The organism is Chitinophaga parva (assembly GCF_003071345.1).
GTDB lineage: Bacteria > Bacteroidota > Bacteroidia > Chitinophagales > Chitinophagaceae > Chitinophaga > Chitinophaga parva.
Genome location: NZ_QCYK01000002.1, coordinates 224,054 through 238,941, shown reverse-complemented (window position 1 = coordinate 238,941; position 14,888 = coordinate 224,054). Strand labels below are relative to the sequence as shown.

Annotated in this window: 9 protein-coding genes; 1 reads left to right on the top strand and 8 read right to left on the bottom strand. The window is 50.4% G+C overall.

The window, feature by feature from the left end; all coding sequences use genetic code 11:
* Window positions 1-10 precede the first annotated feature (10 nt).
* The 3 genes from DCC81_RS11240 to DCC81_RS11230 form a co-directional block, all read right to left on the bottom strand.
* Window positions 11-3,286 (bottom strand): TonB-dependent receptor, encoded by a 3,276-nt coding sequence (locus DCC81_RS11240; protein WP_108686729.1) that lies wholly within the window; start codon window positions 3,284-3,286, stop codon window positions 11-13.
* A gap of 195 nt (window positions 3,287-3,481) precedes the next feature.
* Window positions 3,482-4,633, bottom strand: coding sequence for a FecR family protein (locus DCC81_RS11235; RefSeq protein WP_108686728.1), 1,152 nt, complete (start codon window positions 4,631-4,633; stop codon window positions 3,482-3,484).
* A gap of 117 nt (window positions 4,634-4,750) precedes the next feature.
* On the bottom strand, window positions 4,751-5,326 hold the full coding sequence (locus DCC81_RS11230) for an RNA polymerase sigma-70 factor (protein ID WP_165806547.1): 576 nt from the start codon (window positions 5,324-5,326) through the stop codon (window positions 4,751-4,753).
* A gap of 166 nt (window positions 5,327-5,492) precedes the next feature.
* On the opposite strand from DCC81_RS11230, the gene DCC81_RS11225 reads away from it, so the two are divergent.
* Window positions 5,493-6,458, top strand: a complete 966-nt coding sequence (locus DCC81_RS11225) for a hypothetical protein (RefSeq protein ID WP_108686726.1) — start codon at window positions 5,493-5,495, stop codon at window positions 6,456-6,458.
* Window positions 6,459-6,638: 180 nt separating this feature from the next.
* Here DCC81_RS11225 and DCC81_RS11220 read toward each other — a convergent pair whose 3' ends face one another.
* The 5 genes from DCC81_RS11220 to DCC81_RS11200 are packed head-to-tail and all read right to left on the bottom strand — an operon-like array spanning window position 6,639 to window position 14,799.
* On the bottom strand, window positions 6,639-7,583 hold the full coding sequence (locus DCC81_RS11220; RefSeq protein WP_108686725.1) for a hypothetical protein: 945 nt from the start codon (window positions 7,581-7,583) through the stop codon (window positions 6,639-6,641).
* 9 nt (window positions 7,584-7,592) lie between these two features.
* Complete coding sequence (locus DCC81_RS11215; protein WP_108686724.1) at window positions 7,593-9,017, bottom strand: PKD-like family lipoprotein; 1,425 nt, start codon at window positions 9,015-9,017, stop codon at window positions 7,593-7,595.
* A gap of 11 nt (window positions 9,018-9,028) precedes the next feature.
* Entirely contained in the window at window positions 9,029-9,868 is an 840-nt protein-coding gene (locus DCC81_RS11210; protein ID WP_108686723.1) for a DUF4843 domain-containing protein, read from the bottom strand.
* Between the two features lie 9 nt (window positions 9,869-9,877).
* Window positions 9,878-11,347: a RagB/SusD family nutrient uptake outer membrane protein gene (locus DCC81_RS11205; protein WP_108686722.1), complete on the bottom strand. Its 1,470-nt coding sequence runs from the start codon at window positions 11,345-11,347 to the stop codon at window positions 9,878-9,880.
* Window positions 11,348-11,358: 11 nt separating this feature from the next.
* Window positions 11,359-14,799, bottom strand: a complete 3,441-nt coding sequence (locus DCC81_RS11200; protein ID WP_165806546.1) for a SusC/RagA family TonB-linked outer membrane protein — start codon at window positions 14,797-14,799, stop codon at window positions 11,359-11,361.
* Between the last annotated feature and the right edge of the window lie 89 nt (window positions 14,800-14,888).

The window sequence follows — 14,888 nt, the reverse complement described above, 5'->3', positions numbered from 1 at the left end:
ATTAAAGCGGTTAAAAGGATACGTTCACACCAAAGCTGAAGGAACGGGTCTTCGGGTAATATCCATGCCCGTTGTATTCCACATCAATGTATTCGAGGTGGTTAAATACATCGTTGCCGTTCAGGATCTCCGGGTCCAGGCCACGGTACTTCGTGATCACGAACAGGTTGTTACCGGAGAGGTACAGGCTTAAGTGCTGCAGCCCTTTGATCTCTTTGAAAGTGTAAGTGAGCGTGGCGTTGTCCAGGCGCAGGAAAGACGCATTTTCCAGCCAGCGGTCAGAGGCCACCGGTGCGTCTTTGATGCCATTGGTCAGTGCTTCGCGCGTTACGTTGTTACCCGGCAGGCGGTTCACATTGTCCAGGATCATGAGGGTGTTGTTAAAGTTTTTCTGGCCATGCACCCCGCGGAAGAAAAAGTTAAGGCTCCAGTTATCCAGCGACAGGGTGCTACCAAAACCATAGTTGAAATCCGGCACCGGGTTAATGTAATGTTTGGGTGCATTCTGTGCCGTGCTGATAGCCACCCCGGCAGAGTCAAACAACTGGTGGCCATCCTTGTCCACCCCGGCAAAATGCGGCAGGTAGAAGGTGTACGGCGCATAGCCCACTTTCAGGTAAGTGATGGGCGTAGTACTGAGCCCGCGGCCCTGCGCAGAGCCGCCCACGATATTATCTGTTACCACTTTATAGCCCTGGTAAGTACCGGACAGGCTGGTGACGCGGGTTTTCAGGAAAGCGATCTGTCCCTGCGCGCGCCAGCTGAAACGTTTGCCTTTTATGATATCCGCGCTCAGCGCCAGTTCCACGCCTTTGTTGGAAAGGTTGCCCACGTTTGCCAGGATGTTGTTCACATAAAAAGGCGGCACCGGCACCGTGTAGTTGTAGAGCAGGTGTTTGGTCTTATCATTGAACACGTTGAAATCACCGGTAATGCGGTTATCCAGCAGGCCAAAATTCAGGCCCAGGTTCATCCCGTGGCGCTCTTCCCAGCGCAGGTCCGGGTTAGCATTTTGCGTAGGAATATAGGCCTGATGATAGCTGTTGGTAGCGCCGTCATAATAGCGGCCCACCGTGCCTACCAGCAGTTGGGAGTTGTACGGGGAGATGGCATCAGAGTTACCTACAATGCCATAACCTGCGCGCAGCTTCAGCTCACTGAGCCATGAAACGTGCTGCAGGAAAGGCTCCTGGCCGATGCGCCATGCGCCGGATACGGCCGGGAAAGTACCCCAGCGCTGGTTTGCCCCAAACTTGGAAGAGCCATCGCGGCGCACACTGGCCTCGAAATAATATTTCTCGCGGTAGTTATAATTCACACGGCCCATGAAGGAGATCAGCTTATAATTCTCCTTGTAGGAATTAATGATGATACGGGCCGGGTCGGATGCATTCAGGTTGTTGTCCTGGAAATCTTCCACCAGGAAATTGCCGCCCTGCGCGGAGAAATTACTGTTGGTAAATTCATTGTACTCGTACACACCGGTAAATCCAAAGTTGTGTTTCTCATTCCAGGTGTGGTTGTAATTGATATGCACGTCCCCGCGTTTTGAATCACGGTTGTTGTCCGTTTTCTTGGCCATGTTCAGGTTATTCACCAGCGGGAAAGTGGGCTGGAAATAGTTGGAATCAAGGCCAAAATGTGTGAGCGACCCGGTAACGCCTACTTTCAGGCCTTTCAGCAGTTCATAGTTCACGGTGCCGAACATCTGGGAGAAATGCTCCACGCCCCCGTTCTCCTGCTCTGTCTGCATTTCCACGGGGTTTTGCAATGCAAAATCACTATAATGGAAAAAGCTGCCGTCTGCATTGTACACCGGGTAAGTGGGCGGTGAGTTCAGTGCATATTGGAAGATGTTGTAGTCTGCATACTTGCGCACCGTTTTGGAAAGCACCACGCCTACCTGTATGTCCAGCCGGTCCTGGAGGGCTTTCTGTTGTGCATTGAAGCGCAGGCCTGCTATCTGCTGGCCGGTATTGATCACAATGCCCTGCTGGTCCAGGTAGTTGGCGGAAGCGCGGTATACAAAATGCGGGGTGCCGCCAGACACGCCCAGGGTATGGCTTTGTACTACACCAGTGCGGGTCAGGGCGTCCGTCCAGTTGGTATTGCCGCCTTTGAGATAGCCTGCTATGGCATCCGGGCTGCTGCCAAGGTTTGTCATGGCGGTTTTCCATTCATCGGCGCTCAGCATGTTGTATTGCTTGGAAATGCGGTCTGCGCCCACATACCCGGCGTAGTCCACGGCCATCATGCCGGCCTGGCCTTTCTTGGTATTGATGATGATCACGCCGTTGGCTCCGCGTGCCCCGTAAATGGCCGTGGCGGAAGCATCTTTCAGTACATCGTACGATGCAATGTCACCGGGTGGAATATTGTTAATGCGGGCCGGATCGTCCAGCTGCACGCCATCTACCACGATGAGGGGGTCCTGCTTACCAAGCAAGGAAGTTTGCCCGCGCAGGCGGATCACTGCCGCCTGATTAGGGTCACCGCCAGGCAGGGTGATCACCAGGCCAGCCACTTTGCCCTGTACCTGCTGCATAGGGTTGGTCACCACGCCTTTGTTAAAATCGCGGGAACTTACACTGGCAATGGCGCCGCTCACTTCCTTGATGCGCTGGGTACCATAACCCACCACCACCACAGAGTTGAGTGACTGGGGCTCGGGCACCAGCTGTACCTCGATATTCTGGCGCCCGGCCACTGCAATTTCCTGTGGGGTGTAACCAATAAGTTTTATCAGCAGTGTACCACTGCCGTCTTTAAGGGACAGGGAGAAATTGCCGTTGCCATCCGTGAGGGTGCCCGTCTGCGTGCCTTTGAGCAGCACCGCCACCCCGGGCAGGCCTGCGCCTTTTTCATCGGTCACCCGCCCTTTTACCACGAAGGCCGGTGCGGTCATTTCACGCGCTGGCGCCAGGGGGGCTATCACCACGGTATTGTTCTCAATGGAATAGCCGAGGGGATAGTCTTTCAGGCATGTTTTGAGGATCTGGGGTATGGTAGCATCATGCACACTGATGGTAATAGGTGGTGCATTGCGCACGTCTTCATCATTGTACAGGAACTGGTAATCGCTCTTTTGCTGGATGAGGGCAAAAATGCGGGAAAGCTTCACTTCCTTCATGGACAGCGAAAGCTTTACTTCCTGTGAGTACCCCGTGGCGGATAGTTTCAGGATGCAGGTAAATAGTAAAAATAGCGTGAGGCGCATAACACGGGCCATTAACGTGTACATGCCCGGCCAGCCAGGCTGGCGCCGGGGCAATAAAAGTTTTTTCATACCTTAGTATGGTTAAGTGTTAGACAATACATATTCGTTTCGCTCGCAACGGGCGAATATGTGGTTAAACTTTTCAGCCGGGAATGTTGACGCATTTCCGGCTTTTTTTATGTAGGAAAAAAACTATGAGAGGCCAGATTTTGGCTGTGCAATGGTGATCATAACGTCTTAGAATTTTGGTGGAACAAAAAAATACTATGCTGAAAATGGATATACGTTCACGGTCCGGTCTTTCACTTCAAAGCGCACCCTGCGGGTTAATTCAAGTAAATGCAACAGGGCATTAATGTTTTCATATTTCTGTATCCTTCCTGTAAAATGCAGGGACTGGCCTGCCGGCAAATGGTACTCCACGCGCACATCATACCAGCGGGCTACGCGCTGCATTACCTCATCCAGCGGCGCACTGTCAAATATGAACAGCCCGTCTTTCCACGCCAGTGTGGCTTCCAGGTCTGCCTTGTCTATTTGTATGGAATCCTTCCATTCACCGATCACAACTTCAAAACCAGGTTTCAACAGCACGGGGGCCGCGGTGGTAGTATGGCTCATCACCTGCACCAGGCCGCTGCTTACCACGGTGCTTTCATAACGGTCATCCTGATACGCACTTACGTTGAAGCGCGTGCCCAGTACACGGATGATTGCTTTCTGCGTGCTTACAATGAACGGGTGCTTTGCGTCCGGGGCTATCTCAAAATAAGCCTCCCCACTGAGATGTACCTGCCGCTCACCACCCCGGAAGTGTGCGGGGAAACGGAGGCTGGACGCGTTATTCAGCCACACCTTGCTCCCGTCCGGCAGGGTAAGCTGGTACTCGCCCCCCCGCGGTGTTTCAATGATATTCACGGCGTTGTCCGGCACACTGGCCACCGCCTGCGCCAGGGCATGCAGGCTGTCCAGCTGCATGGACAGGCCATTTTCCAGTTTCAGGGTGGCCACCTTTCCTTTCGGGCGTATATCCGTTACCGTTAGCTCCTTTTTTGCGGTGGTAATGGTAGCCGGCGAAGCGGGTGTGCGGTGTGTCCACCACAGTCCTGTACCAATGATGCAGGTGGCCAGCAGGGCCGCGTATGGCAATATCCTGCGCAGGAAAAAATTACGTTCATCGTGCACGGGCAGGTTGGCCATCATTGACTGCCAGGCTGCTTCATCCGGCTCTGCCGGCCAGTTGCGCAGCGCCTCCTGCAGGTTCACCGGGTCTGTAAGCCATTCGTACAACACCTGGTTGTCCGGGTGCTCACGCCGCCATCCGTTCAGCATGGCTGCTTCTTCGGTACCCAGCCCCTCCCGGAGCTGTTTGGCGATCAGGTCTGCTATTTTAAATTGTGGGTGAACGGGAGACATGGAGCAAAAAATGGGTTGATATGATCATACAACAACTGAGCAGAAAAAACGGGTGGAAGCGGGCGGCATATTTTTCTTTGTGTACCGGCCACCCGGTAACGTTCCCGGATGCAGGGTTTAAAAAAAGCATTTCACCAGCAGTAATACCAGCACCCGCCAGTACGGCTCTTTCATGATATCCCGTAAAAGCCGCATGCCGCGCTGCTTCTGGGATTTCACGGTGTTTACAGACACGTGCAGCACCCGTGCGGCATCTTCATTGCGCAGCCCTTCAAAATAGCTAAGTTGCAATACGTCCCTGCACCCCTCCGGCAGGCGGGCCAGGGCCAGGCGCACCTGTTCCGTTACTTCGGCCTGTAACAGGCGCTGCATCACCACCGGGTGTTCCGGCAGGGCTGCATTTTCCCCGCGGTGGCGGGCCACTATTTTTTCATGTTTGAGCACATTGAAGCAGGCGTTCTTTACGGCCAGGTACAGGAAAGCGCGCACCCCATCCAGGTCCTGGAAGCGCGTACGTTTTTCCCAAAGTTTTACAAAGGCTTCCTGCACAACATCTTCAGCCGTAGTTTCAATGGAAGGAGGTAAAAGGCCGTTGGCAAAAAAACAAAGGCGGGGGTGAAACAAGGTAAAAATATAATGAAAAGCCCCTGCCTCACCCCTGTGCAAACCGGTAATGCAAGTCGTTTCAGACACGTGGAATATGTTTATGACAGGAAGTTAGGATTTATATCTTACAATGCCAAACCACCCCAGGCCGCTCCATGCGCCTCTGTTAAACATTGTTAAGCGCCCCGCCCGCCCTTAAACCACCGTTATCCATGCCCGTCTTACCTACAACACAAAAACAAAATCATTGACCATGAAAGCATTACTCACCTTCGCGCTCTGCGTATTCCTGGCCACTGCAGCATCTGCACAGGACAGCACCCACGTGCACCCCGGCCGCGGTGATCACCGCATGACCGACCTGCACCTGAGCACCGCTCAACAGGAGCAACTGAAGACGATCAATAAAGACTTCTTCACCACTTCCCACGCCATCATGAAAGACAGCTCCCTGAGCAAAACAGACCGCCAGGCTAAATTCAAAGCCCTGCAGGCCACCCGCCAGGACAAGATCAAAGGCGTACTTTCTGCAGACCAGTACGCACAGTGGCAGCAGGATATGAATAACCGCAGATCCCGCATGGATATGGGCCGCCGTGGTTTTGACGGGCCCCGCCACCGCCCGGATTTTGCCCGCATGCAGGAAAGGACCAAGCAGGACCTGGGCCTTACCGATGCCCAGAGCCAGCAACTGGCCAGTGCCAATAAAGATTTTTTCAAAAGCATGAGCGACCTGCATAAGAACAGCGCCAGCAGTGATTCTGCTACCCGCCGCGCCCAGTTCCAAAGCCTGCGCACCGCTTATGAAACCAAGGTAAAAGGTATCCTGAATGCGGATCAATATGCCAAATGGCAGGATCACCAGCAGCAGATGATGGCCCGCATGCGCCAGGGACGTCCCGGCTTTGGCGGCCGCCCGGACTTCGCCAAAATGAACGACCGTATGAAACAGGACCTGGGCCTGAGCGATGAGCAGTCCCAGAAACTGGCCGCTGCCCGTGGCGATTTCTTCAAGAATGCCCGCGCCCTGCGTGAAAACAGTGACACCGCCGCCCGCCGCACCCAGTTCAAAGCACTGCGCCAGCAGTACAATGCACAGGTGCAGAGTATCCTCACCCCCGACCAGTTTGCAAAACTGCAGGAACGTAAAAAAGAAATGCGTGCACACATGCATCACGGCCGCCCCGCCCCCGATGCAGCGCCTGCACCCGAGCAATAAAATATTGAGTTCAAGTTTGGTTTAAATTAGATAGCGTTTAAAATAGCGGCCTGCAAATCTTTGCAGGCCGCTTCTGTAAGTGTAGGATTCAAAAAAACGGCCACAGGAATGTGGCCAGTTATTGCTTAGAGTAACTTCCAATGGAAAAATGCGGATAATTTCAAACAGTGGATAAAAGCCTTATTCACTATACTTTACATTCGGAAAATCTTTCTGTGCCTGCTGGAACTGCGCCTCAAATTCATCTGTCCAGCCAAATGCGATGGCAGCCTGGGCTTTCAGATTTACACCAGCAGCCCCGCTGGTAAAGTGTACGTACTCTCCAAAATTCAGGTCCCGGTCATACTGCTTTTCAATCACGGGATTGTCTATATGGTGCGTAGGAAAATTTTGTGACAGCAATACAAAGAATTTGTTGAGCACTTTGGATTCTCCGTATTTGTTGTAAATAGGAATCCACCAATCGCGGTACCAGTGGCTGTTTGGCGAGGGATATTTCACCGTGCTTTCCTGGTAAAAATTTTGCCAGGCGGCCACCTTATCCGTCATGCCCAGTGCGCGGTACACATCATAAATGAAGATATCCTGCCATTTGCTGTCGCCCCATACCGGAAAGGCCGGGGAACCTGCCACATTATTATTGGTAGACTCTACCACGTGGCATACTTCATGGATAAGGCCGGGCTCAGAAAAGTACCAGCTGTTCCAGTTGCCAGTGCTAAAATCCACTACGTTGCGGTATTCACCGTTTGGATCAAAATAATACAGCGGCTGTCCTATCTCGCCATAGGTGCCACCATGCAGCACTACATACAGGCGGGGATCTTTACCCATGGGCCCATATACCGACTTGGCATATTTCCACACCCTGGACATCAGTTCATAAGGCCAGGTAATGGAAGGCTCTACACCCGGGTCTTTATAGATCACCACTTCCTGGTCATAATAAGCCAGTGTGAGCGTTTGGTTATGGTACTTCACGAGCGGAAAGTGCTCCTTCCAGATGGAGTCCGGCTTAGGCCCCTTGTCTACTACCGTCGGTTTGGGATCATTTTTTCTACAGGAGGCTGCCGCTACCAGTGTTACCCCTGCAATGATCAGAAGAAAATATTGATTGAGTTTCATGTTGCAGTTTTAGTTTTTGATGATAATATCTACCGGTGAGCCAGGAATGCCATCCACCCTGCTGATAAACGCGCCGTCTTTACCTACGCTTACATCCAGTTTTGTTACACTCCCATCTACGCCTACACGCAGTTGGTTATCATTGTTCACCAGCTTTATCATGGTTACCTTTTTACCCTGGAAGTCCGTTTTCAGGGGGCGCAGGTCTTCATTCAGCGGATTGTAACGGTACACTTTATCGCCAGAAGTGAAATAGTAAACATCTGTACCGGAACGTTGCCACTTGGTATCTGCCTGTACCAGGCTGGCGCCTTTGAACACGCGTTTCCGCACCGGCTTAATGGTGCGCTGGTCATAGTTATCCATGTCTATGTAAAACGTGTATTCGTACAGGTTACCGTCTGTTGATTTAAAAAATGCATAAGAGGTACCTGGCACTGCATGCAAGTAAATGAGTTCTCCATCGCCCAGGGCCTTTGGATCAAATACATCTGCAGCCACCATATAATCGTTCCCCATGTAATTGCCCTGCCCGTCAAAGGTTACAAAGCCATTGCTCTTCGTATCAAACCCAAAAAAGCAGGAAGGCAGGCGGTTATAGAATTTAGAGAGGGTATAATCACCGCCTACGCCGCTTGCCATATTGGAAAACTTACCAAAATCAGGTGCATAGGGTGCCGTCGTGGTTACACTCAGGTAAAGTTTACCGTTAATAATGCCGGTGGGAATACCGCTGGTGCCATCAAAAGCCTCTGTCACCAATGGGCTGGGCGCAGTGAAGAACTGCTCATTGAAATAGCGCTTCCGGAGCATAGTACTGCCATCAATAATTACACTGGTCTTTGCGGGGTCTTTACAGATCACCCAATAGTCTTCCACGGAGCCTTCCTGGTAAGCAGCAGGTTTGGCAAACAGTTGCTGCGGATTGGCCGGCAGGTCTTCCTGGTGGAGGGCCTCGTAAAGATTGGCCATCACCGTACTATCCGGCCGGATAAAGGACAATTTCGTTACCCCATTATCCACACTGAGTACAGTAGCTCCCTGGGAAAACTGCGTAGTACCCTGTACCTGGAAATCATGAAAATACTTGATGCCATTACGCTTATCCGTGATCACCAGTTCTGCATCGCGCAACATGGGTTTCAGGTTGTAAACTATCTTCAACGGATAGCCGGTGTAATGCACGGCCCTGGCTTCTTCCGGTACTAGAATGCTCCAGTCGAACTGCAGGTCCTTTGCGGGATCTGCTCCCTGCAGAAACACATACGGCATATAGATCAGCGTATCACCTACAGTGGCAGGCACTATATTGCCATCCACCCCATCCAGCATGGGTTCTGAAGGTGGGTGATAATTGTAATTTCCCAGGTCTTTTTTGCAGGCATGCAGCAGCAAGGCAAGGGGAAGGAGCAAAAATATAAAACGGAGTCTCATGGTACTTGTAATTAAAGCGTGACTTGTTGCCCGTTCTCGTCAATAAACACATATTTATCGGCGGTGGGGAAGTACTTCAGGTAAAACCTTTTATTCGGTAAGGAAGGATTATAGAAATCATAATCTTCTGTACTATCTGTTCTTTTTTCCAGTATATACCCGGAGGATGGATTATCTCTTACCCATTCAAAAGGATGGTTGAGGAAGGAACGGGTATTCTCAATATAATAGAGGCTCCGTGGGATTTCCAAATTCCAGTCCGGGTAAGAGCCCTTCACTACCAGGTCTGTAGTACCGGAAGAGATGAGGAATAACTGGTGTTTCACCCTGCTGTAAGGGCCCATTTCTCCCCAGCCGGCCCACCACTCGGGCTGTTCCAGGCGGCTGGAAAAAAAGATGGTCTTAGTGCGGATGGTATCTGGCAGGCGGCTGTCAAAGTCTTGTCCACCGCTAATCTTTATAGTAAGGAATACTGATTTTGTTTCCAGGGAAGTATCCTTATTGAGCAGGACAACGGGCACCTTGGTAGTACCGGAATCTGCCGGCAGGGTGTATGCCGCCTGCAGCGGTTCAAAATGCAGTCCCTGCACGGCGGTAGTTGTTGAATCCACCACGGAGAAAGCAAAATGCCGGTCATGATGCACAGGCATCCCGGAAACAATCACGGGTATCCACACGGTATCCCGTTCCAGGGCCGGGTGGTAAGCAAAGGAGTACACAACGTTACCGCTGTCTGCCAACTGGTAATTGAGGTAAATATTATCCTGCTGCACATCGTAGGAAAGTACTTCTACCTTTTTACAGCTGAACAACACACAGATAATGGTTGCAAAAAAGAAAGATCGCTTCATAAGGTTTAATTAATTATTTCTGTAGGCTAATTCATCGTCCGGGATAGGGAATACAAAAATGCCATTGCTGGGTGGTCTGGTGTTGGTAGCACTCACCGCTACGCCATGGTGCAGGCGCTTGTACATAAAGAACATCTGGCTTTCTCCATAAAATTCCTTGCGGGCTTCTTTCAGCAGCAGTTCCCTAAATTCATCTGCACTCACATTATCCACCGCCGCACCTATGCCACGCTGTGCACGCACGATATTAAAATAATCCAATGCCTTCTGCGGATCTGTTGGGAAACTGGCCTCTGCAGCGATATAATACATTTCGCTGAGGCGGATGGCCGGCGCCACCTGTGGATGCAGGTTTGGCAGCGGGTCTGTAGTTCTGTAATATTTTTGCAGCACCGCCCTGTCTGGCCCACCGGTAACGGATGCGGTAGTGAGGAACCACTGTTTTAAACGCCAGTCATCTCCACCCACGTTGCCAATTTCATAGATATCATTTACCTGGTCTACGGTACCACTGAACTGCGGGGCCTGATTGGTGAATTTACCTTTCAGATAGGCATTCTCGTCCTTCGTATCAATAAACCAGCCGGCAATTAATTCCGGGTAGAAAATATGATCACGCTTGGTGAGATCTGTTTCAAAAAAATCTTCCTGTTTGGTAAAGGGGAACTTGTTAGAGATAATAACTTCCTCTGCATTTGCCAGGCTGTTTGCATAATCACTTTTGTAGAGATAAACACGGGCCAGTTCTCCACACACCGCGTAGTAATTAAGGTGGTGGCGCCTGTTCTGCACCAGCAAATCTTTGAAGGCCAATTCTGTAGACACCTCATCTGAAGGATAACCCACCTTATAGTTGGAATAAATAACAGGGTCCTGCTTCAGTAATGCTTTAGCGGCAGTTAAATCGCGGATCACACTGTCCATCACCGCACCCACCGGATAAAAGGGCGTGGTAGTAATACCGGTATGGGTTACATAAGGAATGCCTTTCTGCGCCTGGCCTGCCAGGTAAGAAGGGGCAAACATGCGGCACAGATCAAAATGCAGGTAAGCACGCAGTGCCAGCGTTTCTCCTTTGATCAGCTCATAAATACCTGGTGAAAAAATGGATTTATCCTTATCAATAGATTCCAGCAGGTAGTTACAGTTGGTAATGGCCTGATAGCCGGCAGACCATACTTCCACGCCCATACTTTTTACCTGTGGGTTATTGTAGTTGAAGTTGGCAATGTCCTGCAACTGCACATCGTTGAACTGATAGTTCTGCGCCATCACATCCAGGAAATTGAAGGTGAGCTGACCACCATACAGGGAGGAAGATGCACAACTGGTATAAATGCCATTGAGCGCTTCGCGGAAACCCTCCTCTGTTTTAAAAAGTTCGTTTTTGTCTATCTGCGACTGAGGCTGCACATCCAGGAACTTATTACAGGAGGTAAAGACCAGCAGTAACGCTATGAGATATAAGTATCTTTTCATGTTCGTTCTTATTAGAAGGTGGCAAGGATAGAGGCGGTAAGATTGCGTGCAAACGGGTAGTCAATACCCCTTTCCTGCTGCACACTTGCGGCCCTGAATACATCATTCATGCTAAGGGCGGCTCTTAAGGATTGCAACCCCATTTTGCGCGCCTGCGCGTGCGTGATATCATATGAAAGGTATAGGGACGTAAGACTTACCAGGTTATCCTTTTCAATGAAACGGCTGGTAGGATAAGTAGTGCTCAGGTCTGCAATATTTTTATACATGGCCACATCTCCCGGATTTTTCCAGCGCTGTGTAAATGCCCGGCGGTCCACATTCCAACGGGGATCTGCATTCTCCACGCGGTCTACCAGGGTTTGGTTATACTGCTGGCCGCCAAATTTGTAATAAAAATTGAAGCTGAACATGAACTGCTTCCAGGTGACATTGCTGCCAAAATTGCCCTCTGCACTGGCAGCAAAATCCCCCATTGGACGCACATCCCTGGGATCATAGATATAGGTCAGGGACCCATCCTTCCTTTCAAAAATCTCTTTGCCACTCTGCGGATCTATCCCTCTCGACTTATTAGCGTAAATGGCGGTATAAGATTGTCCTTCGTTAAACCGCACCAGCGGAGTAGCAATGGGTGCATCCTCATTGTACTGCTCTTTGTCCACGTTCTCATTATAAGATTTCAGCGCGTTGGAGATCTTTACAATGGTATTGGTATTATGCGCCAGGTTACCCGTAATATTAATATTCAGGTGCTCACTCTTGTAAGCATTCACCGTGAGGTACAGCTCATACCCGTTATTGCGCATATTCCCCAGGTTAGCTTTGTAGGTAGTAAAACCAACAGAAGGGGCCAGGTTAATATCCGTGAGCAGGCCAGTGGTCATCTTGTTATAATACACCGGAGTAACCACGATGCGGTCTTTGAACAGGCCTATTTCGGCTTTAAAATCATAACTGGTGGTACGCTGCCATTTCAGGTCCTCATTACCATAGCTGTTTACACTGGCACCCACACCGGAAGAATACCAGTTAGTCATATTGTACTCATACGTGGTACGGGCCTGGAAAGGATTAAAATCAACCGAGCCGGTTACCCCATACGTAGCCGTGAGTTTCAGGCGGGAAAAACCGGGGAATACAGACTTGAAGAACGCCTCGTTATGCACATTCCATCCCAGACCACCAGACCAGAAATTGGAATAGCGCGATTGGGCACCAAAAGCGGAAGATCCGTCTCTGCGCACCGCAGCATCAAACAGGTAGCGGTTTTTATAGGAATAACTACCGCTGAAGAAAGAGCCCAGCAACCTGCTGAGAGACACATCTCCATATGGATGCGACTCCGGAGTATAAATGCGCGCAAAGCCGATATTGGTAAACTTATCATTGGAAAAACCCCTGCCCTCAAATCCTTTAGTATCACTCTTGTTAGATAGTCCGTTGCCACCTAATACCGCATTAATGGAGTGCACACCACCCAGCAGTGTATTGTAAATCAGGCGCACGTTACCATCCAGGCTCAGTGACTTTGTGGTGGTATAATCATAGCGGCCACGGTTCTGCATATCTTCCGGAGCGGTTTGCGCAAACTCATTGCTGAAAGGGGACGCAAACTGGTCTGAGGCGTTACTGCTGCTATTCACACTCATCAAGCCCACCAAACGCAGTGCAGGCGTGATTTTCCAGTCTACAGACAAATTGTCCAGCACCTCCTGGTAAGCACCTTTGTCAAAGCTGCCAAGGGTCGCATCATACAAAGGGTTATACACCGGGGCATTCTTGATCTGGTTTGGGCCCTTTTTCTGCGTATCTATTTTCCAGTTGGCAATTTCCTGGGCTATCTTACCATCCTCCCCATAAATAGGATAGTAGGGGTTCATATAAGCGTATTGACTATAACTGCCGTATTTGGAGTTTTCGTCATTCACCTGGGTAATGGTCAACTGGTTTTTCACCAGCACATTCCGGGATGGGTTGTAGTTGAAATTCATACCACCGCTGTAACGATCGCGCCCGGAGCCTTTCATCACACCGGGGTCTGTCTGGTAACGCAGGTCTATTCCATAGCGGAAGGTAGAGTCGCCCCCTTCTGCGTACAGGGAATGTTTGTGGGAAACTGCATTACGCAGCGGCTGTGAAAGCCAGTAGGTATTTACGCCGGAAACTACATCTCTATATTTGTTATTATACTGCCGGTCCAGCTCATCCAGGCTATAAGCGGCATTCAGGGTGCTGTAAAGGCCCGCCTGTCTTTCATATTCCAGCTTATCCTTTGCATTCAGTACACGGTAATCTGTAAGATCAGGAGCAGTACCCTTGAACTCGTAGTTATACGTGAGGCGAAGTTTTCCTGGCACCGGTGCCTTGGTGGTGATCACCATTACGCCGTTTGCCGCCCTGGAGCCATATACCGCCGTGGCCGCAGCGTCTTTCAGGATGGTTACGCTGGCTATGCGGTTAATATCCATATCCACTACCTGTTGCAGCGTTACTTCAAAACCATCCATAATAAAAACCGGCAGGTTGTGCTCACTGGTAAGGTTATTACGGTCCAGTGTCTGCATCTGCCCGTTGGAAGAAGAAGGCATAACGGTGGAACCTCTCACGTTGATCTTGGGCAGGGCGTTAGGATCAGCGCCCAGCAGGTTATTCTCCGCTACCCGGAAAGAAGGGTCAAATGCGGAGATGCCCTTTACAATATTCTGGGAGTTCATTCTTTTCAGGTCATCCCCCTTTATTACGATGGCATTACCGGTGTAATTATCTTTTTTGATCACCTGGTAGCCGGTGGCCACCACCTCACCAATATTGCTGGCATTGGCCACCATGATGACGTGGATGGATAAGTCCTTTCCAACCACCACTTCTTTACGCTTGTACCCGATGCTGGTAAATACCAGCACATCACCCTGCGCCGCATGGATGCTGAAGGCACCGCTTTCATTACTGATAGCATGCGTTTTTTTGTTCTTCACAACAATGGTCACCCCGATCACCGGCCCTTTGGAAAGGCTGTCTGTGATCCGGCCGGCAACCACTTCATCCTGGACGGGATCTGCCACAGTAGCGGCAGGAGCACTGCTTTTCACACTACTGATCACAATGGTTTTATTCACGATGGTGTAGGTAAGTTTAAACGGCTGCAGGCAGGTGGTAAGCGCCTCCTCCAGCGATACGTGCTTGAGGTCTACATCCAGCTTCAGCGCTGCCGTGTTGATGCTGCCCTTGTAAAAAAAGAGATACCCCGTCTGCTTTTTAATATCATTGAAAATACTCTCCAGGGAAGCATTTTGCCGGGAAATGGAAACATACTGCATGGAGGCTGCGGTTGCAGAAATGCAGAAAGAAATGGCCAGTAACAAAGCAGCCAGGCTGCCCGTAAGTGGACGCAAAGAGCTCCTTACCCTTGTCCATAGGGACAAAGGAGGGCCATGAAAAATCAATTTCATTTTTGAAAGATTTAGTCGATAAAATGCGGCATAAGAAACCTTGTGGCAAAATACCCGCCATGCATAAGGGTTGTTTACAGCCAGCTGCT